The organism is Pseudomonas leptonychotis, assembly GCF_004920405.1.
GTDB lineage: Bacteria > Pseudomonadota > Gammaproteobacteria > Pseudomonadales > Pseudomonadaceae > Aquipseudomonas > Aquipseudomonas leptonychotis.
The window spans coordinates 44,248-63,052 of record NZ_RFLV01000004.1 but is presented as its reverse complement, the minus strand read 5'-3'; the positions used below and the strand labels follow the sequence as shown (position 1 = coordinate 63,052).

Below are 18,805 nucleotides of genomic sequence, written 5' to 3'. Positions count from 1 at the left end.
ATCCGGTTTAAGCGAACTGCCCGCGCATCCAGGCTAAATAGGCCGGGGCATCGGCCTCACCTTCTTTGGGCGCCCAACTGGCCTGCTCGCCTGCCCCGACTGCCTTGTAGGGCCCGGCCTTGCATTCGAACAGAATGCTGTCGGCTTCGAGCACGACCAAGGCATGGAAAATATTTGGCGGCACGTCGACGCCAACACATTCGCCACCGGCTGCCAGCACGCGCTTAGCCAACACCTCACCGCGGTCATTAAAGATCAACAGCCCCAAACTACCTTTGAGAACCAACAAGGCTTCAGCCTTATCGGCCGAGAGGTGGCGGTGCGGCGGGATATAAGTAGCCGGCTGTAAACCTACCGCCATGCGATGGCAAGGCTCGTCCATCTGGTGAAAGTTATGGTGCTGGCGCTGGCGTGGATTAGCCGCCGCTTGCTCGGCCAAATCGCCGAACAGTGTCTGATCGAGAAAGCGCAGTTCGCTCATACGTTTTACAGGCCTTTGACCGCGTATATACCCGGCGCATTGCGCCAGTAACCTTTGTAATCCATGCCGTAGCCAAACACATAGCGATCAACACAGGGCATGCCGACGTAATCAGCCTTGAGGTCGGGGCGTGCCTTGCGGTCGTGCGTCTTGTCTACCAACACAGCGATGCGCACGTTCTTGGCACCGGCATGACGGCAAAAATCGATGATTGCACCGAGAGTGTGCCCTTCATCAAGGATGTCGTCGATGATCAGCACGTCGCGGTCGATAAAGGAGATTTCCGGCTTGGCCTTCCAGAACAGTTCGCCACCGCTGGTTTCATTGCGATAACGGGTGGCATGCAGGTAGGACAACTCCAGCGGGAAGTTGAGCTTGGGCAGCAGCTTGCCGGAGAAAATCAGCCCACCGTTCATCACGCAGAACACCACGGGGTTACTGTCGGCCATCTCGCTGTTGATGGCCGCCGCCATGGTGTCGATGGCCACCTCGACCTCGGCATTGCTGTACAGGCAATCGGCTTCGGCCATGACTTGGCGAATATGCACGAGATCGACGGACATGCTGTTTCCTCTTGGGAGCGGGACGGCGGCGATCATAAAACTGATCAATGCGTCAAAATAAAAGCCGGCAAAGGTACGCATCTGCACCAAACAGAGCAAGCCCCTGCAGACCAACTGCGGCAATTACCCGCAAGCAGCGACACGTTAGCCGCTTTTTAGCGACATTGGGCCATCTTGGCTAAGCACTTGGCATAGCCAATGCTTTAATCTAAGCCACTTTTCGCCCGTCCTGCCGGAGACCCCTGCCCATGCCCGTCCTTGAGATTCGCCACCCGCTGATCCGCCACAAACTTGGCCTGATGCGCCGCGCCGATATCAGCACGAAGAACTTTCGCGAGCTCGCCCAGGAAGTGGGCGCGCTGCTGACCTACGAGGCGACCAAGGACCTGCCGCTGGAAAACTACGAGATCGAAGGCTGGTGCGGCACCGTGCAAGTGGAAAAAATCTCCGGCAAGAAAATCACCGTGGTACCCATCCTGCGTGCCGGCATCGGCATGCTCGAAGGCGTGCTGAGCCTGATTCCGGGGGCCAAGGTCAGCGCCGTGGGTGTGGCACGCAACGAGGAAACGCTGCAGGCGCACACCTACCTGGAAAAACTGGTGCCGGAAATCAACGAGCGCCTGGCGATGATTATCGACCCGATGCTCGCCACCGGCGGCTCGATGGTCGCCACCATCGACCTGCTGAAGAAAGCCGGCTGCAAGGAGATCCGCGCCATGGTGCTGGTCGCCGCACCGGAAGGCATCAAGGTGGTTAACGACGCCCACCCGGATGTCGCCATTTATACCGCGTCCATCGACCAATGCCTGAACGAGCATGGCTACATCATTCCCGGCCTCGGTGATGCCGGCGACAAGATTTTCGGCACCAAGCAGAAGGACGCCTGATTAATGCACGATGAATTTAATGATCCGATCTGGCGCCAGGGCATTTCCGGCGCGCAGATGCTGTTTGTGGCGTTCGGCGCACTGGTGTTGATGCCACTGATCACCGGTATGGACCCCAACGTTGCACTGTTCACCGCCGGTATTGGCACCCTGCTGTTCCAACTGGTCACCGGCCGTCAGGTCCCGGTATTCCTCGCCTCCAGCTTTGCCTTTATCGCACCCATTCTCGCTGCCAAAGGTGAGTTTGGTTTACCCGCTGTGCTGGGCGGCATCGTCGCTTCCGGCTTGGTGTACATCCTGCTCAGCGCTGTGGTGCGAGTAAAAGGCGCCGGCTTTATCGACCGCTTGTTGCCGCCGGTGGTGATTGCGCCGGTGATCATTTCCATCGGCCTGGCACTCTCGCCCGTGGCGGTGAACATGGCCATGGGCAAGGCCGGTGATGGCAGCGCGCAATTGGTGCCGTATGAAATCGCCATGCTGATCTCCATGTCGGCGTTGGTCACCACCGTGCTAGTCGCCGCCATGGGCCGTGGCCTGCTGCGCCTGTTGCCGATTCTCGCCGGGATTAGCGTCGGCTGCATCGTCGCGGCCTTCTGCGGGGTGATCGATACCAGCCAGGTTGCCGCTGCGCCCTGGTTGGCACTGCCGGCATTCGTCGCGCCCGAGCTGCATTGGGGCGCGATTCTGTACATCGTGCCGGTCGCACTGGCTCCGGCCATTGAACACATTGGCGGCGTGGTAGCCATCGGCAGCGTAACCGGCAAGGACTTCATCAAGAAGCCCGGCCTGCACCGCACCCTGCTTGGCGATGGCTTGGCTACCTCTGCCGCTGGCCTGCTCGGCGGCCCGCCCAACACCACCTATGCCGAAGTCACTGGCGCGGTGATGCTCACCAAGAACTACAACCCAAAGATCATGACCTGGGCGGCCTGCTTCGCCATCGGCCTGGCCTTTGTCGGCAAGTTCGGCACCGCATTGCAAAGCATCCCCGTACCGGTCATGGGCGGCATTCTCTGCCTGCTGTTCGGCTCCATCGCGGTGGTCGGTTTGAACACCCTGATCCGCCATCAGGTCGATCTGTCGGAAGCGCGTAACCTGATCATCGTTTCGGTGACGCTGGTATTCGGCATCGGCGGCATGGTCATGGGCAACAGTGACTTTGCCCTGTCCGGCATCTCGCTGTGCGCCATCAGTGCTCTGGTGCTCAATCTGGTACTGCCAGGTGGTCATGGCTGGCGCAGCAAAACCGTGCTGGAAGAGCCAGACCTGTAAATCGCGTCCACTAAAAAGCCCCGCATCTGCGGGGCTTTTTTATACCGTTAATTATCTAGAGCCTGTTTCGACGCAGCAGGCCGACGCGCAGCAGATCGTAGACTGGCTCTAGGCAGGGCTGGCCGACCACCCCTGCAATCGCACCACGCTGTCGCGATACGGTTTAAGCCCCATGCTCAGCAGCACTATGGAGCTGAACACCGCCAGCGCAGTGACAATCAGCAGTGAATAACGCAGCGCGTTGTCATCGACGAATACATAGTCGGTCACCAGCGCCACCGCTGTCGGGCCGATGCCCAAGCCGATCAGGGTAATCACAAACAGGTAGATGGCCGAGGCTTGGCCGCGCATCGAATTAGGCATGATTTCCTGGATCGCCGCCGGCGCCACACCGAACGGCATGCTTAGGCAAAACACCGTGGGCGCCATCAATACCGCCGCCCACATCGCGTTGTCCATCAGCGGGAACGACAGCACAAAGGGCACCGCACCCAGCGCTGCATACAGACCGACGCGCATGTTGGCGTCACTGCTGCCGCGCTTGGCCATCCAGTCGGCCAGACGGCCGCCGAAAACAATCCCCAAACAACCAAACACCGCGACGATGCTGCCGTACACGACGCCCACCTGGCCGGCATCCCAGCCATAGGTCCGAATAAAGAAGGTTGGCACCCAGGCTGCACTGCCGTAACCGGCAAAGGCCAGCCCAGCAAAACCGAAGTTGTGGCACAGCACCGTGCGCCGATTGGCGCGAATATAGCGCCCCACCTCCGCCAAGGGCACGGCAACACCGGCACCGACGCCACGCCGTGCGGGCTCTCTGACCGCGAGCATGAGCAAGGTAAACAGCACCCCGGCCGCGCCGAGAATCAAAAAGATCAGCTGCCAGGGACGCACTTCACCGATCACGGGCAGCACCACATCGCCCTGCGCCGAGGCAAACTGAATCACCAACCCACCGAGCAAAAACGCGATACCGGAGCCGAGATAGACCCCCATCGAGTACACGCTGATCGCCGTGGCGCGGCGCTCGGCTGGAAAGCTGTCAGCAATCAATGAGTAGGCTGCAGGCGATAACGCCGCCTCGCCTACACCGACGCCGATGCGGCAAATCAGAAATTGCCAATACAGCTTGGCCATGCCGCACGCCGCAGTGGCCGCACTCCAGAACAGCACGCCGATGGCGATCAGGCCGCGACGGCTCTTGGTATCGGCCAGACGACCCAAAGGGATGCCGCACACGGTGTAAAACAGGGCGAACGACAAGCCCATCAGCAGGCTCATTTGCGTGTCACTGATCATCAGATCGCGACGAATCGGCCCGACCAGCAGGTTGAGAATCTGCCGATCGATAAAGGACAGCACGTACGCCACCATCAAGATGGCAACAGTCACCCAGGCGCGGGTGGAAGAGGGATAGCCGTTATTGTTGTGGGGCACTGGCAGTCTCCTCGGCACCGTTGGTGCGGTGCACGACGGGTGGAAAGAACTGCCAGCTTAGGCTGAGAGGACGGGCGAAGAGTATCGCCCTAAGGTGTTATCAGTGCGGCGAATGCGCAGCATCCCTTCGAGCGAATGACAACCGCGCCGCATTCGGTTAGCGGGCCGTTTTTAACGCAGTATTGCCAACGCAGGTAGCTTTCAACGGTCTGCTAGAGCATCAGCGGGGCACGCTCGCTAAGGGTCTTCAGCGCCGCCACCCAGCTTGGATGATCATTCAGGCAAGGAACTAGTTGCAGGCTCTCCCCCCCGGCTTCGATAAACTGTTCGCGACCGCGATCGCCGATCTCTTCCAGTGTTTCGATGCAATCGGCGACAAACGCCGGGCACATGACCAGCAGTTTTTTCACACCCTGCTTACCCAGCTCATCCAGGCGCGCTTCGGTGTAGGGTTCGATCCACTTGGCCCGGCCCAGGCGCGACTGAAACGACACCGACCACTGCTCAGGCTTGAGCCCCATACGCTGGGCGAACAACTCGGCGCTGCGCAGGCATTGGGCGCGGTAACAGGTGGCCAGCACTTCAGGCGCGGCCGTGCGGCAGCAATCGACGCCTTTCAGGCAATGACCGCTGGGGTCGAGCTTGTGCAGGTGGCGCTCCGGCAGGCCGTGGAAACTCAGCAGCAGGTGGTCGAAGTCTTGCTCCAAGTACGGCTTGGCGCTGTCGACCAACGCATCGAGGTATTCAGGCTGATCATAGAACGGCGGCAGCAGCGAGAAGCGCATCGCAAGCTGATGTTCACGCACCACCCGCTTGGCCTCTTCGATCACCGTGGTGGTGGTGCTGTCGGCAAATTGCGGGTACAGCGGCGCCAGGGTGACCTGTTTGATGCCCTGGCTGGCCAGACGGGTCAGCACGGTTTGCAGCGATGGTTCACCGTAACGCATGGCCAACTCCACCGGCCCGTGCGTCCAGGATGCCTTCATCGCTTCCTGCAGGCGCTTGCTCAACACCACCAGCGGTGAACCTTCATCCCACCAGATTGAGGCATAGGCATGCGCCGAAGCCGCTGGGCGCCTAATCAGAATCAGCGACACAATCAGGCGGCGCAGTGGCCAAGGCACATCGATAACATAGGGGTCCATCAAGAACTGGTTGAGGTAGCTGCGCACATCCGCCACCGAGGTGGAGGCTGGCGAACCCAGATTTACCAGTAACAAGGCGTGATCGGTCATGCAAAGTCCTAGTTCGGTTGGCCGAGCAAGTCTGCCAGGGCCACATCCAAATGAGTGAAACGAAAACTGAAACCGGCTTCCTGCAACCGAATCGGCAACGCGCGCTGGCCGCCCAGCAATAGCCCAGACAACTCACCTAAAGCCAGGCGCAGAGCAAAGGCTGGGGCCGGCATAAAGGCTGGCCGATGCAACTCACGGCCCAGTGCCTGACTGAAGGCGCGGTTACGCTCAGGCGTCGGCGCGCAAGCATTATAAGGACCGCGGGCCTGCTCTTGCTGCAGGAGAAAATCAATCAGGGCGATTTGATCGGCAATATGAATCCATGGCATCCATTGCCGACCATTGCCCAGCGGGCCGCCTAGGCACAGCTTGAATGGCAGCAGCAAGCGCTTGAGAAACCCACCCTCAGTGGCCAATACCAGCCCGGTGCGTAGCAGCACCACGCGGATGCCCAGTGCCTCAGCACGCAAGGCGGTTTCCTCCCAGGCACCACACAACTGCGCGGCAAAATCCTCACTGACTGGCGGCGAATCCTCATGCAGCTCGCGCTCGCCGCCATCGCCGTACCAACCCACTGCCGAACCGGACAGCAGCACGGCCGGCTTGTGTTCGCGGCGGCGCAACCACGCCAACAGCTGTTCGGTCAGGCCGATTCGGCTGGCCCACAACAACGCCTTGCGCTTGCGCGTCCAGGGCCGATCAGCAATGGGCGCGCCGGCCAGGTTGACCACCGCATCCAGCGGTTCCTCGGCCAACTCATCGAGCTGGCCAATACCGCGCACGGCCTCACCGCACAGTGCCGCCACCTGTTCGGGGCGACGGCTCCATACCGTTAACTGATGGCCTTGTTGCAACCAGTAGCGGCACAGCGCCTGGCCGATTAAACCGGTGCCGCCAGTCAGAAGTATGTGCATCAGAATGCCCTCGCTGGTTCGTCCATCAATAACAGTCGGCTGATTTATGCCTGGTTGTGGCTTCAATCCGTCCGCAGGTTGTCTTAACTATAGGAAAGCCGAATCGACTTCGGACTAGCTTATACACAAAATCAATATTGTATAGCTTTTGTCTAAAGCGTAGCCTAACGCTTGAAAACACGAGGTAGACCATGACCATTCTTAATCCCATCGCCATTATCGGTACCGGTATTGCCGGGCTGTCAGCGGCCCAGGCGCTGCATGCCGCCGGTCACTCGGTGCAGCTGTTCGACAAGAGCCGTGGCAGTGGCGGGCGCATGGCCAGCAAGCGCAGTGATGCCGGCGCGCTGGATCTGGGTGCACAATATTTCACCGCCCGCGACCGCCGTTTTGTCGAGGTGGTGCAGCAATGGCAAGCCCGCGGCTGGGTCGCCGAATGGAGCCCCAGCCTCTACAACTTCAACAATGGGCAACTCAGCGCCTCGCCGGATGAGCAGGTTCGCTGGGTCGGCAGTCCGCGCATGAGTGCAATTACCCGCGCCATGCTCGGTGCCCTGCCGGTGAGTTTCTCTTGCCGCATCACCGAAGTATTCCGCGGCGAACAGCACTGGCACTTACAAGATGCCGAGGGCAACAGCCACGGCCCGTTCAGCCACGTGATTGTCGCCACCCCGGCGCCGCAGGCCACAGCGCTGCTGTCCAGCGTGCCAAAACTCGCGGGGGCCGCCGCCAGCGTGACCATGGACCCGACCTGGGCAATCGCCCTGGCGTTCGACGCCCCATTGCAGAGCAACGTCGAAGGCTGCTTTGTGAAAGACAGCCCGCTCGATTGGCTGGCGCGCAACCGCAGCAAACCCGGCCGCGACACCCACCTTGATACCTGGGTGCTGCATGCCACCAGCCAGTGGACCAAACAACACCTGGATCTGCCCAAAGAAGACGTGATCGAGCATTTACTCGGCGCATTCGCCGAGCTGATCGGTTGCGCCGTGCCCGCTCCGGCTTTCAGCCTGGCGCACCGCTGGCTCTACGCACGCCCAGCCAGCGCGCATCAGTGGGGGGTATTGGCCGATGCCGATCTGGGTATTTATGCCTGTGGCGACTGGTGCTTGTCCGGCCGGGTTGAAGGCGCTTGGCTCAGCGGTCAGGAGGCGGCGCGGCGTTTGCTCGAACACCAGCAATGAACACGCACAGGCACGCCACACCCAATAAGCACCGCATCAACCCACACAAGCTGCTGCTGTCGAAATGGACAGCCGCGCAGCCGCAAAACCGTGAAAAACATTTCCTCGTCACCGAACTGTTCTGTGATGAGGACGGCACGGTGTTACAGATCGAGCTGCAAGCGGTGCTCAACCAGCGCTGCCAACGCATGGACTGGCGCGCACTGGAAAATCCCGAACAGTGGTGCATGGGCTGGAAGTAATCAGCACAGACAAAGCCATACAGTAGTTGTACAAATATATTGACTTGTACAACTGCGAGCCTATGATGAAGTTAAGTTGTACATCCAGCAGGATCTGTACAAGTCGCCATCAGAGGTTACCCCATGAGCCCATCCGAAAACGCCGTCGCCAAACCCAAACTGGGCATCAGCGCTTGCCTGCTGGGCTCCGAGGTGCGCTACAACGGCGGTCACAAAGAGTCACGGCTGTGCAACCGAGTACTCAGCGAGTATTTCGACTTCGCCCCCTTATGCCCGGAAGTGGCGATTGGCATGGGCACCCCGCGTGAACCGATCCGTTTGGTCGGCGACCCACAAGCGCCCCGCGCCCTGGGCACCGTCAACCGCGAAATGGATGTCACCCAGCCCCTGGCCGCCTACGGCGAGCGCATGGCGGGCGAGCTGACCGATATCTGCGGCTACATTTTTATGCAGCAGTCGCCTTCCTGCGGCTTACACCGGGTCAAGGTGTACCAGGACAACGGCCGCCCCAGCGAGCCAGGGCGCGGTATTTTTGCCGAGGCGTTCTGCGCGCGGCACCCCAACCTACCGGTAGAAGAAGACGGCCGCCTTAACGACCCGATCCTGCGCGAGAATTTCATCACCCGCGTATTTGCCTACTCTGAATGGCAACAGCTGCTGCGTGATGGCCTGACCCGGCAAAGCTTGATTGCCTTCCACTCGCGTTACAAATACCTGTTGATGGCCACCAATCCGCAGCAATACAAACAGCTCGGGCGCATGCTCGGTGAGCTCGGCCAGCAGGATTTGAACGAGCTGGCCCCACGCTACTTCAGCGAGCTGATGAGCGCGCTAAAAAGCTGCGCCACCCGCCGCACCCACAGCAACGTGTTGCAGCACATCAGCGGTTACCTCAAGCGAGCGCTGAGCAGCGAAGATAAGCAGGAAATGCAGCAATTGATTGGCCAGTATCGCCATGGCGTCGTGCCATTGGTGGTGCCCATGACCTTGCTCAAACATCACTTGCGCCGCCACCCTGACACCTATATCGCGCAGCAGGTGTACCTGCAGCCGCATCCAGAAAGCCTCAGCTTGCGTAATGCCCTATGAGCCTTGAGCCGACCACCGACGGCCAGAGTGCGGACGACTACCAAGCCGCCATTGCTCAAGGTTTTATGCCGATCCGCGATGTCGCGCGCATCACTGGGGTCAACGCCGTCACGCTACGCGCGTGGGAGCGCCGTTATGGCCTGATCGTGCCGCACCGCACGCCCAAAGGGCATCGCCTGTATTCAGATGAGCATGTCGCGCACATTCAGGCCATTCTCACGTGGCTCAATCGTGGCGTGTCGGTCAGCCAAGTCAAAGGCCTGTTGCGCAGCAACCAGCCTGCGTTTGCCGAAGCCAGCTCACAGTGGGAAACCAAGCGCCAGCAACTGCAGGAAGCCATCTGCAACCTCAGCGAACGCCGTCTGGACGACTGCTTCAACAGAGAACTGGCGCTCTACCCGCCTAATACCCTGTGCGAGCAACTGCTTTTGCCGCTGCTTGAGGAGCTGGAGTTACGTTGGCGCAATCAATTTGGTGCACAGGCTGAGCGGGTATTTTTCTATTCGTGGCTGCGCAGCAAGCTCGGTGCTCGCCTCTACCACAACAACCGCCAACACAATGGTGCGCCACTGCTGCTGATCAATGTATCTGACCTGCCCATGGCGGCTGGCATGTGGCTGACCGCTTGGCTGGCGAGCAATGCAGGAGTGGCGGTTGAGGTGTTCGACTGGCCGTTGCCACCGCCTGAACTCGCCCTGGCGGTTGAACATATTCAACCGCGCGCGCTGCTGCTGTATTCCAGTCAGGCGCTCAACAGCACCCACCTGCAACGTCTGCTGGGCGGCTATGACTGCCCGTGCTTGCTGGTTGGCCAGGTGGTGCAGATCCACGCCGATGAGCTCAAGGTCATCGCGCAGCAAAACCCCGAACTGAGCCTGGCAGTCGATCCGCTGGCTGCGCTGCACTGCCTCACCGACCTCAACTTGCTGCACAGCTAATGGAAAATACCATGCTGCAACTCATCTGGTTTCGCACTGACCTGCGGGTACAGGACAACAGCGCGCTGGCCGCGGCCATGACCACCGGCCCGACGGTTGCCTTGTACCTGATCAGCCCCGGCCAATGGCTGGCGCACGATGATGCGCCGAGTAAGGTCGACTTCTGGTTGCGCAACCTCAAAGAGCTGGCCATTGAGCTGGGCAAACTTAACGTGCCGTTGCTGGTGCGACACGCCGATGACTGGAGCGCTGCGCCAAAGGTCATCAGCGAGCTGTGCCAGCAACTGCAGATCGGCCAGGTACAGGTCAACGAAGAATATGGCGTGCATGAAAGCCGCCGCGATGAGGCCGTGGCCGATGCACTAGACGCGCAAGGCATCAGCTTGCGCCGCCACCTGGATCAGGTTCTGTTCAAGCCCGGTAGCGTGCTGACTCAATCAGGCACCTACTTCCAGGTCTACAGCCAATTTCGCAAGGTCTGCTATCAGCGTCTGCACACCGCCCTGCCCGTCCGGATCGTCACCCCCAAGGCGCAAGAAAAGCTGGCGATCAGCAGTGATAGCCTGCCCGATCAGGTCAGCGGTTTTGCGCCACCCACTGACACGCTGCGTCAGCTGTGGCCTGCCGGCGAAGCCGAAGCGCAACGACGGATGGATGACTTCGCCGCCGAGCACATTGAGTGCTACCAGGGCGCTCGCGATTTCCCGGCGAAACCCGGCACCAGTCAACTGTCTGCTTACCTGGCTGCTGGGGTGATTTCGCCGCGCCAGTGCCTGCATGCGGCGCTGGCCGCCAATCAGGGTGAGTTCGACAGCGGCAATGTCGGCGTGGTGACTTGGATTAACGAGCTGCTCTGGCGTGAGTTCTACAAACATATTCTGGTCGGTTACCCGCGCGTATCCATGCACCGCGCGTTTCGCGCGGAAACTGAAGCCGTGGCCTGGCGTGATGCGCCGTTGGAACTCAAAGCCTGGCAGGAAGGCCGCACCGGCTTGCCGATTATTGATGCGGCGATGCGTCAACTGCTGGCCACCGGCTGGATGCACAACCGCTTGCGTATGGTTGTGGCGATGTTTTTGACCAAGAACTTGCTGATCGACTGGCGCGAAGGCGAGCGTTTCTTCATGCGCCACCTGATCGACGGTGACCTGGCGGCAAACAACGGCGGTTGGCAGTGGAGCTCCTCCACCGGCACCGATTCGGCGCCCTACTTCCGCATCTTCAACCCGCTCAGCCAGTCGCAGAAATTCGACCCGGATGGCCGTTTTATCCGCCAGTGGCTACCAGAACTGGTTGGCCTCAACAAAACCAACATTCATAACCCGGCGGCCATCGGCGGGCTGTTCGGCGTTGCCGATTACCCCGCGCCCATTGTCGATTTGAGCAAGAGCCGTGCGCGTGCCCTGGCAGCCTTCAAAAGCCTGCCGCACTTTGCTGCCAAGGAGGCGCTATGAGCGATTTTCTACGTCAGTTCGCCCAGGATTTTGCCGGACTGAACAAGAACAACCTAGACCGTTTGGACCAGCTTTACAGCGACGATGCGCTGTTCTGCGACCCCCTGCATGAGATACGCGGGCTGGCCAATATGCAGCGCTACTTTGCCGAGCTGTACGCTAACGTCAGCGAGCTGCGCTTTGACTTCTACGGCTTTGACCAGGTGCGCGAAGGTGAAGGCTACCTGCGCTGGACCATGAGCTATCGCCACCCACGCCTGGCGGCTGGCCAGTTGATCCGTGTGGAAGGCTGCTCGCACCTGCTGTGGCACAGCAAAGTCTATCGCCACCGCGACTATTTCGACGCCGGCAGCCTGCTCTATGAGCACCTGCCCTTACTCGGCTCGGCGATTCGCTGGCTAAAAAGGAGGTTGGCATGAACGTCAACGCACGACGTATCTGGCTCACCGGCGCCAGCAGTGGCATCGGCGCCGCACTCGCCGAACAGTTGCTGCAGCAAGGCCACCGCCTGGCACTCAGCGCACGCACGCTGGAGCCCTTGCAGGCCCTGGCCAAACGCTACCCCCACCAGGTATTGGTGGTCGCCGGCGATCTCAGTGATGCCGACGAAGTACGCACGATTGGCGAGCACATCACCCAGGTATGGGGCGCGCTGGATTGCGCCATCCTCAATGCGGGCACCTGCGAGTATGTCGAGGTCAGCACGTTTGAGGCCGCGATGATTGAGCGGGTGATGCGAGCCAACCTGTTTACCGCCAGCTACTGCATCGAGGCCGCTTTGCCCTTATTGCGTCTGGGTAACCGCCCGCACCTGGTCGGGGTCGGCAGCTCGGTGACCTTTATGCCGCTACCACGGGCCGAGGCTTACGGCGCATCGAAAGCGGCAATGCGCTACCTGATGGAAACCCTACGCATTGATCTGCGCGCCGAGAACATTGCCGTGACCCTGGTCAGCCCCGGCTTTGTCGACACGCCGCTGACGCAGAAAAATGACTTTGCCATGCCCATGCGCTGGCCGGTCGACAAAGCCGCACGCTATATCGCCGAGCGCCTGGCCGGGCAGCCTTTTGAAATCGCCTTCCCCGGCCCTTTTATTGCCATTCTCAAGCTACTTGGCTGCCTGCCCAAACGCTTACAAGTGGCCATCGGCGCGCGCATGGCCCGCACCGAAGCTAAGACTAAGGACACGCCATGAAAATCGCCATTATCGGCAGCGGCATCGCCGGTTTAACCAGTGCCTACCTGCTTAATCGTAACCACGACATTACGGTGTTCGAGGCGGGCGACTGGATCGGCGGCCATACCCACACCGTAAATGTGCAGGTGGATGGCCAGCCCTATGCGGTGGACACCGGTTTTATTGTGTTTAACAACTGGACCTACCCCAACTTTATCCGTCTGCTCAGCCAGATCGGTGTTGGCTTCAAAGATACCGAAATGAGTTTCTCGGTCAGCGATCCGGTGAGCGGCGTTGAATACAACGGGCACAACCTCAACAGTCTGTTTGCTCAGCGCAGCAACCTGATTTCAGCGAAATTCTGGGGCATGGTGCGCGACATTCTGCGGTTTAACCGTGAGGCGCTGATTGACCTGAACCTGCAACGTATCGCCAGCGATATGACCCTGGGTGACTACCTCAAGGCCAATGCCTACAGCGAGCGATTTATCCAGCATTACATCGTGCCCATGGGTGCGGCGATCTGGTCGATGTCGCTGAACGACATGTTGGGCTTTCCGCTGCAATTCTTTGTGCGTTTCTTCAAGAACCACGGCTTGCTCTCGGTCAGCGATCGGCCGCAGTGGTGTGTGGTGGAAGGCGGCTCCAGCAGCTACATCGCGCCGCTGACCGAATCCTTCAAACAGCACATCCGCCTGAACTGCCCGGTTAGCCGCGTAGAACGCGATGTAGACGGCGTCACCCTGCACAGCGCCGCCGGCAGTGAGCGTTTCGACAGAGTGATTTTCGCCTGCCACAGCGATCAGGCCCTGGCGCTGCTGGCCGAGCCCACGCGAATTGAGCAAGAAATCCTCGGCGCATTGCCTTATGCCGATAACGATGTGGTGCTGCATACCGATACACGCCTGCTGCCAAAACGGCCACTGGCTTGGGCCAGTTGGAACTACCGCCTGGGCGGGCCAGCGGATCAACCGGCGGCCGTGACTTATGACATGAATATTTTGCAGGGCATCCAGAGCGACACGACTTTTTGCGTCAGCCTGAACCAGACCGCCACCATCGACCCGAGCAAAATTCTGGCACGCTACACCTACGCTCACCCGCAATACAGCCTGGCCGGCACCCAGGCGCAAGCACGTTGGGAAGAACTGCTGGGCGCCAACCGCAGCTACTTCTGTGGGGCGTACTGGGCCAACGGTTTTCACGAAGATGGCGTGGTCAGCGCACTGCGCGTGGCCCGTGAATTCGGCGAGCAACTGTAATGAACAGCCCTGCGGCGATGAACAGCGCCCTGTACAGCGGCTGGGTGCAGCACCGGCGTTTTGCGCCGCGCGTGCACAACTTCCGCTACCGCATGGGCCTGCTTTACCTGGACCTGAGCGAGCAGGAGGCGGTACTCGCCTTGTCGCCACTGGCCGGGCGTGGCCGTTTTGCGCCCTTCGCCTTTCGTGAAACCGATTACCTGCCGGAGTTCACCTGCGCGGGCACCATGCTGATCGACGCAGTGCGCCAGCGTGTTACTGAAGCCCTAGGTCGCACGCCGCTGGGGCATATCTGCCTGCTGACCCAGCCACGCAGCTGGGGCCTGGCATTCAACCCCGCCAGTTTCTTTTACTGCCATGAGGCCGATGGCAGCCTGGCGGCGATTCTCTGTGAGGTGAGCAACACGCCGTTCCGCGAGCGCTACCACTACGTGCTGCCAGCAGAAGGCACAGGCCATCAGCACGTTGCCGTGGCCAAGGCGTTTCACGTGTCGCCGTTTCTACCGCGTGAGCTGGAGTACCGCATGAGCTTCAGCCCGGCAGGCGAGCGCCTGGGCATTCATATGGCCGACTGGCAAGCGGATGAAAAACTCTTCGACGCCACCCTCACCCTGCAACGCAGCGAACTGACCCGCGCCAGCCTGCACCGCTACCTGATTCAGTTTCCCTGGATGACCGGCAAAACCGTCGTGGCCATCTACTGGCAAGCCCTGCGCCTGTTGCTCAAACGCATCCCCCTGTTCACCCATCGGGCCGCTGAAGGCGATTTCCGCGCCGCCCGCTCCGTATCAAAGGAAGCCCCCCATGAAAAGCTCTAGCCTTGTCTCCGCGAAAGACAGTGTGCGCGCCGGCAGCGGCATCGGTGCCAGCCTGCTACGCCGGGCGGTGCTGCGCCAGCTCAAGCAACTGCGTCATGGCCAGTTGGTGGTCGTCGAAGGTGACGAACGCATGGAGTTCGGCGACCCGCACTCCAGCCTCTGCGCCGAGATCCAGGTGCAAGATGGCGCGCTCTGGGGGCTGGTGGCCGGTAACGGCTCAATCGGTTCGGGGGAGGCTTATATCCATGGTTACTGGACCAGCCCTGATCTGACCGCGGTGATCCGCGTGTTCGTCAGTAACCTCGATGTGCTCGACGCCATGGAAAACGGCCTGGCCCAGCTCGGCCGCCCGCTGATTCAGGGTCTGCACTGGCTCAACCGCAATACCCGCAAGGGTTCACGCAAGAACATCTCGGCCCATTACGACCTGGGCAACGACCTGTTCGAGCAATTTCTCGACCCGAGCATGATGTACTCGGCGGCCATGTTCCGCAGCGCCAACGACAGCCTGGAACAGGCGCAGCTGAACAAGCTTGAACGCATCTGCCAGAAGCTCGCACTCAAGCCCAGCGACCACCTGCTGGAAATTGGTACCGGCTGGGGCAGCATGGCGATCTACGCCGCCACTCACTACGGCTGCAACGTCACCACCACCACCTTGTCGCACGAGCAGTTTGCCTACACCGAGCAACGCATCAAGACGCTGGGCCTACAAGGCCAGATCACCCTGCTGCTGGAGGATTATCGTGATCTGGCCGGGCAGTACGACAAGCTGGTGTCGATCGAGATGATCGAAGCCGTGGGCCATCGTTTTCTGCCCACCTACTTCGAACAATGCGCCAACCTGCTCAAACCCGATGGGCTGATGCTGCTGCAAGCTATTACCATCCGCGATCAACGTTATGAGCAGGCGAAAAGCGCGGTCGACTTTATCCAGCGCTATATCTTTCCCGGCGGCGCCCTGCCCTCGGTGAACAAGATGCTGGAAATCATCACCGCCAAGACCGACATGAACCTGCACCACATGGAAGATTTCGGCCTGCACTACGCGCGCACTTTGCGCATCTGGCACGACAATCTGCGCCACGCGCGGCACAAGCTCGAACAACAAGGCTACGACGACTACTTCTTCCGTCTGTGGGAGTTTTACCTCTGCTATTGCGAGGGTGGCTTTATCGAGCGCACCATCGGCACCGCGCAACTGCTGCTGGCCAAACCGTCGGCCCGTCCGGCGCCATTACTGGGAAACCTCGATGCCTAAATTGATCGTCAACACCCTGCTGTTTCAGCTCGGCTGGTTCGCCTGCGTGTTTGGCGGCGACAGTTTATGGCTGCTGATTGTTGCCGCGGTGCTGGCAGTACACCTGCTCTGGACCAGCAGCTGGGCTGCCGAAGGCAAGTTGCTGGTGACGGTGTTTATTGCCGGCAGCGCCCTGGACAGCTTCCTGCTCAACCTCGGCGTGTTTGAGTTTGGCGAGCCGCGCACGCTGATCCCCCTGTGGCTCGCCTGCCTGTGGTTGCTGCTGGCTACCACGCTTAATCACTGCCTGGCCTGGACCGCGCAACCCTGGTGGCGCGGCAGCTTGCTGGGAGCCATCGGCGCCCCCCTGTCTTATTACGGCGGTGCACAGATTGCCGGCGTCAGCCTGCCCTATGGCACCTGGCAAAGCCTGCTGCTAATCGCAGCCATCTGGGCGGTAGTGATGCCCGTGCTGCATGGCTTCGCCAAGCTTTATCGCAACCAGCACGAACAGCGCCTGCGCACGCAGCAATCGGCCTAGCTAAAGCGCATCTAGGTCGTCAGCCCAGCCCCTGAGCGACGCCCATGGCGTACACTGCGCGGCATGAGCGAGAGCATTCCCCACATCCAGCTGCACACCCCAGAAGCCGTCAGTTGCTCCAACTGTGCGGCGTGCTGCTGCCAGCTGGAAGTCATGCTGATTACCGACACCGGTGTGCCGCGTCGCTATATCGACACCGATGACTGGGGCGGCGAAGTCATGCTGCGCCTGGATGACGGCTGGTGCGCCGCGCTGGACCGCAACACGATGCGCTGCACCATCTACGAAGTGCGCCCGCTGATTTGCCGCGAATTCGAGACCGCGTCCCCTGAGTGCCTGGAAGAGCGCAAGGGCATGTCGAGCATTTACCGCTAAGCGGTATTGCTGTTACAACGCCCGCACCATCTGCCAATCCAACCCAAAACGCGTCAAGTATTTGCGTAGCCGATCCGCATCGTTGGGCTGGCTTTTGCCCTGACGCGATTGGGCGAATAACCGGCGGCCTGCATCCGACAGGCTGGCAGCCTCGCGACAGATTGCCACCACCCCCGGCAACTGCAGCTGATCGAACAGATCCAGGGTCTGCCAACGCTCGCCAAGCAGGCGCTCCAGCTCTTGTTGCATGCCTGTCTTGACCAGTCCTTTACCGCTCCAGGCACTTTGCAGGCGCAGGATTTCATCTTCAACCTGGGCCTCGTCGATCCGCCCACTGTCGGCCAGGGTGGCCATACGGGTGATCGAGGCCGACAGCTCGCGGAAGTTGCCGCTCCAGGCCGCTTCCCTACTGCTGGCGAAAGCCAGGTAACGCTGCCGCGCCTGCAAATTGAAGCGTACCTGGCGGCCCTGCTCGCGGGCATAGCGCTCCAACTCGAACTCCAGGTTCGGTTCAATATCCTCCCGGCGCCCGGCCAGGCCCGGCAGCTCGAAGGTCCAGAGGTTGATGCGGGCGAACAGGTCCTCGCGAAACAGGCCCTGCTGCACCCGCTCGCGCAAGTCGCGGTGGGTGCCGGCGATCAGCAGAAAGTCGCTCTCCACCTCCTTGTCGCTGCCCAAGGGAAAGAAGCGTTTCTCCTCAATGGCCTTGAGCAACATGGCCTGCTCGTCCGGCCCCAATTCGCCGATCTCGTCGAGAAACAGCATGCCGCCATCGGCCGAGCGCAACAGCCCTTCGCGCGCATTTTGCGCTCCGGTAAAGGCGCCCTTGCTGTGGCCGAACAGCGCGGACATGGCGCCGTCGCCGCGCAGGGTGGCGCAGTTGACCTCGACGAAACGGCCCTGCAACAGGTGCCGGGCGCGCTTGAGCTCATAGATGCGCCGGGCCAGAAACGACTTGCCCGAGCCCGTCGGCCCGACCAGCAGCATGGGCGCCCGCGAGCGCACCGCCACCCGTTCGATCTGCTCGATGCTGCGGTTGAACGCCGGGTTGCGCGTGGCGATGCCGGATTTGAGGAACGCCAGGGTTTCCTGCTGCTCGCGGCGAAAGCGCGTGGCGATGCTGTCGTAGCGCGACAGGTCGAGGTCGATCAGGGTGCAGGTGCCGCTGTGGGTGGTTTCCTCCGCGCGCCGCCCCGGCGAGGTCTGCGCCAACCGCGCCGGCAAGTAGCGTGCCTCGGTCAGCAAAAACCAGCAGATCTGCGCGACGTGGGTGCCGGTGGTGATATGCACCAGGTAATCCTCACGCTCGGTATCGAAGGCGTAGCTGCTGACGAACTCATGCAGGACGCCGTAGACCTCCTGAAAATCCCAGGGGTCGTGCAGGACCATGGCATGCAAACACACCTCGGTTTCCGGCGAAACCGCGGCGATATCGTCACGTATGCGCCCAGCCAACCCTACGTCGCGGGGGCTATGGATCAGTTCGAGACGGTCAACCAGTAGGTCCTGCTGCTGGCACAGGCCGACGCTGGGCCGCCATTTGCTCCAGCGATTGGCGCCCTTGCCGACCCGATCCAGGGTCGCTCCAACAAAGCCGATGGCAACGGTGCGCTTGCGAGTCATGCTCAATCCCCAAAAATAAAAAATCATCTTATCTTTAAAGATAATTTCCAATCTATAAAGATAATAAAAT

Annotated in this window: 20 protein-coding genes; 14 read left to right on the top strand and 6 right to left on the bottom strand. The window is 60.6% G+C overall.

Annotation, left to right across the window (positions count from 1 at the left end; all coding sequences use genetic code 11):
* Positions 1 to 7: 7 nt before the first annotated feature.
* Positions 8 to 481, bottom strand: a complete 474-nt coding sequence (locus tag D8779_RS17000) for a WbuC family cupin fold metalloprotein (RefSeq protein ID WP_090244650.1) — start codon at positions 479 to 481, stop codon at positions 8 to 10.
* Between the two features lie 5 nt (positions 482 to 486).
* Positions 487 to 1,044: a hypoxanthine-guanine phosphoribosyltransferase gene (locus tag D8779_RS16995; protein WP_136665662.1), complete on the bottom strand. Its 558-nt coding sequence runs from the start codon at positions 1,042 to 1,044 to the stop codon at positions 487 to 489.
* Positions 1,045 to 1,292: 248 nt separating this feature from the next.
* On the opposite strand from D8779_RS16995, the gene upp reads away from it, so the two are divergent.
* Together upp and D8779_RS16985 are read left to right on the top strand one after the other, a co-directional pair.
* The gene (upp, locus tag D8779_RS16990) at positions 1,293 to 1,931 is read left to right on the top strand and encodes a uracil phosphoribosyltransferase (protein WP_136665661.1); all 639 of its coding nucleotides are present in this window, start codon (positions 1,293 to 1,295) and stop codon (positions 1,929 to 1,931) included.
* Positions 1,932 to 1,934: 3 nt separating this feature from the next.
* Positions 1,935 to 3,203 carry a uracil-xanthine permease family protein gene (locus D8779_RS16985; RefSeq protein ID WP_136665660.1) on the top strand — a complete coding sequence of 423 codons (1,269 nt, stop codon included), beginning with the start codon at positions 1,935 to 1,937 and terminating at the stop codon, positions 3,201 to 3,203.
* Positions 3,204 to 3,311: 108 nt separating this feature from the next.
* Here D8779_RS16985 and D8779_RS16980 read toward each other — a convergent pair whose 3' ends face one another.
* The 3 genes from D8779_RS16980 to D8779_RS16970 form a co-directional block, all read right to left on the bottom strand.
* Complete coding sequence (locus D8779_RS16980) at positions 3,312 to 4,643, bottom strand: spinster family MFS transporter (RefSeq protein ID WP_136665659.1); 1,332 nt, start codon at positions 4,641 to 4,643, stop codon at positions 3,312 to 3,314.
* A gap of 212 nt (positions 4,644 to 4,855) precedes the next feature.
* Complete coding sequence (gene hemH / locus D8779_RS16975) at positions 4,856 to 5,878, bottom strand: ferrochelatase (RefSeq protein WP_136665658.1); 1,023 nt, start codon at positions 5,876 to 5,878, stop codon at positions 4,856 to 4,858.
* 8 nt (positions 5,879 to 5,886) lie between these two features.
* On the bottom strand, positions 5,887 to 6,792 hold the full coding sequence (locus D8779_RS16970) for a TIGR01777 family oxidoreductase (protein ID WP_136665657.1): 906 nt from the start codon (positions 6,790 to 6,792) through the stop codon (positions 5,887 to 5,889).
* 191 nt (positions 6,793 to 6,983) lie between these two features.
* Between D8779_RS16970 and D8779_RS16965 the strand changes: the two genes are divergently transcribed.
* From D8779_RS16965 to D8779_RS16910, 12 genes are all read left to right on the top strand, one after another.
* A complete protein-coding gene (locus tag D8779_RS16965; protein WP_136665656.1) occupies positions 6,984 to 7,976 on the top strand; it encodes an NAD(P)/FAD-dependent oxidoreductase in 993 nt (330 codons plus the stop codon).
* Entirely contained in the window at positions 7,973 to 8,218 is a 246-nt protein-coding gene (locus D8779_RS16960; protein WP_136665655.1) for a TIGR02450 family Trp-rich protein, read from the top strand. The genes D8779_RS16965 and D8779_RS16960 overlap by 4 nt, the downstream gene beginning before the upstream one ends.
* 123 nt (positions 8,219 to 8,341) lie before the next feature.
* Positions 8,342 to 9,307 (top strand): YbgA family protein, encoded by a 966-nt coding sequence (locus D8779_RS16955; protein WP_136665654.1) that lies wholly within the window; start codon positions 8,342 to 8,344, stop codon positions 9,305 to 9,307.
* A complete protein-coding gene (locus D8779_RS16950; RefSeq protein WP_136665653.1) occupies positions 9,304 to 10,245 on the top strand; it encodes a MerR family transcriptional regulator in 942 nt (313 codons plus the stop codon). The genes D8779_RS16955 and D8779_RS16950 overlap by 4 nt, the downstream gene beginning before the upstream one ends.
* Positions 10,246 to 10,259: 14 nt before the next feature.
* On the top strand, positions 10,260 to 11,699 hold the full coding sequence (gene phrB, locus D8779_RS16945) for a deoxyribodipyrimidine photo-lyase (protein ID WP_136665865.1): 1,440 nt from the start codon (positions 10,260 to 10,262) through the stop codon (positions 11,697 to 11,699).
* On the top strand, positions 11,696 to 12,118 hold the full coding sequence (locus tag D8779_RS16940) for a nuclear transport factor 2 family protein (protein WP_136665652.1): 423 nt from the start codon (positions 11,696 to 11,698) through the stop codon (positions 12,116 to 12,118). Before phrB ends, D8779_RS16940 begins: the two co-directional genes overlap by 4 nt.
* A complete protein-coding gene (locus tag D8779_RS16935) occupies positions 12,115 to 12,894 on the top strand; it encodes an SDR family NAD(P)-dependent oxidoreductase (protein ID WP_136665651.1) in 780 nt (259 codons plus the stop codon). Before D8779_RS16940 ends, D8779_RS16935 begins: the two co-directional genes overlap by 4 nt.
* Positions 12,891 to 14,138: an NAD(P)/FAD-dependent oxidoreductase gene (locus tag D8779_RS16930; protein WP_136665650.1), complete on the top strand. Its 1,248-nt coding sequence runs from the start codon at positions 12,891 to 12,893 to the stop codon at positions 14,136 to 14,138. The genes D8779_RS16935 and D8779_RS16930 overlap by 4 nt, the downstream gene beginning before the upstream one ends.
* Positions 14,139 to 14,155: 17 nt before the next feature.
* Entirely contained in the window at positions 14,156 to 14,956 is an 801-nt protein-coding gene (locus tag D8779_RS16925; protein WP_136665864.1) for a DUF1365 domain-containing protein, read from the top strand.
* Positions 14,943 to 16,217 carry an SAM-dependent methyltransferase gene (locus D8779_RS16920; RefSeq protein ID WP_136665649.1) on the top strand — a complete coding sequence of 425 codons (1,275 nt, stop codon included), beginning with the start codon at positions 14,943 to 14,945 and terminating at the stop codon, positions 16,215 to 16,217. Before D8779_RS16925 ends, D8779_RS16920 begins: the two co-directional genes overlap by 14 nt.
* Entirely contained in the window at positions 16,210 to 16,737 is a 528-nt protein-coding gene (locus D8779_RS16915; protein WP_136665648.1) for a DUF2878 domain-containing protein, read from the top strand. The genes D8779_RS16920 and D8779_RS16915 overlap by 8 nt, the downstream gene beginning before the upstream one ends.
* 63 nt (positions 16,738 to 16,800) lie before the next feature.
* Entirely contained in the window at positions 16,801 to 17,112 is a 312-nt protein-coding gene (locus D8779_RS16910) for a YkgJ family cysteine cluster protein (protein WP_136665647.1), read from the top strand.
* Positions 17,113 to 17,124: 12 nt separating this feature from the next.
* Here the strand turns inward: D8779_RS16910 and rtcR are convergent, their stop codons facing one another.
* Entirely contained in the window at positions 17,125 to 18,735 is a 1,611-nt protein-coding gene (rtcR, locus tag D8779_RS16905) for an RNA repair transcriptional activator RtcR (RefSeq protein WP_136665646.1), read from the bottom strand.
* Positions 18,736 to 18,805: the final 70 nt, after the last annotated feature.

Bases quoted from the DNA above. Each gene is read 5' to 3' on its own strand.
- D8779_RS17000 (WP_090244650.1), bottom strand. From the start codon at position 481: ATGAGCGAACTGCGCTTTCTCGATCAGACACTGTTCGGCGATTTGGCC.
- D8779_RS16995 (WP_136665662.1), bottom strand. From the start codon at position 1,044: ATGTCCGTCGATCTCGTGCATATTCGCCAAGTCATGGCCGAAGCCGAT.
- upp (WP_136665661.1), top strand. From the start codon at position 1,293: ATGCCCGTCCTTGAGATTCGCCACCCGCTGATCCGCCACAAACTTGGC.
- D8779_RS16985 (WP_136665660.1), top strand. From the start codon at position 1,935: ATGCACGATGAATTTAATGATCCGATCTGGCGCCAGGGCATTTCCGGC.
- hemH (WP_136665658.1), bottom strand. From the start codon at position 5,878: ATGACCGATCACGCCTTGTTACTGGTAAATCTGGGTTCGCCAGCCTCC.
- D8779_RS16970 (WP_136665657.1), bottom strand. From the start codon at position 6,792: ATGCACATACTTCTGACTGGCGGCACCGGTTTAATCGGCCAGGCGCTG.
- D8779_RS16965 (WP_136665656.1), top strand. From the start codon at position 6,984: ATGACCATTCTTAATCCCATCGCCATTATCGGTACCGGTATTGCCGGG.
- D8779_RS16960 (WP_136665655.1), top strand. From the start codon at position 7,973: ATGAACACGCACAGGCACGCCACACCCAATAAGCACCGCATCAACCCA.
- D8779_RS16955 (WP_136665654.1), top strand. From the start codon at position 8,342: ATGAGCCCATCCGAAAACGCCGTCGCCAAACCCAAACTGGGCATCAGC.
- D8779_RS16950 (WP_136665653.1), top strand. From the start codon at position 9,304: ATGAGCCTTGAGCCGACCACCGACGGCCAGAGTGCGGACGACTACCAA.
- D8779_RS16940 (WP_136665652.1), top strand. From the start codon at position 11,696: ATGAGCGATTTTCTACGTCAGTTCGCCCAGGATTTTGCCGGACTGAAC.
- D8779_RS16935 (WP_136665651.1), top strand. From the start codon at position 12,115: ATGAACGTCAACGCACGACGTATCTGGCTCACCGGCGCCAGCAGTGGC.
- D8779_RS16930 (WP_136665650.1), top strand. From the start codon at position 12,891: ATGAAAATCGCCATTATCGGCAGCGGCATCGCCGGTTTAACCAGTGCC.
- D8779_RS16925 (WP_136665864.1), top strand. From the start codon at position 14,156: ATGAACAGCGCCCTGTACAGCGGCTGGGTGCAGCACCGGCGTTTTGCG.
- D8779_RS16920 (WP_136665649.1), top strand. From the start codon at position 14,943: ATGAAAAGCTCTAGCCTTGTCTCCGCGAAAGACAGTGTGCGCGCCGGC.
- D8779_RS16915 (WP_136665648.1), top strand. From the start codon at position 16,210: ATGCCTAAATTGATCGTCAACACCCTGCTGTTTCAGCTCGGCTGGTTC.
- D8779_RS16910 (WP_136665647.1), top strand. From the start codon at position 16,801: ATGAGCGAGAGCATTCCCCACATCCAGCTGCACACCCCAGAAGCCGTC.
- rtcR (WP_136665646.1), bottom strand. From the start codon at position 18,735: ATGACTCGCAAGCGCACCGTTGCCATCGGCTTTGTTGGAGCGACCCTG.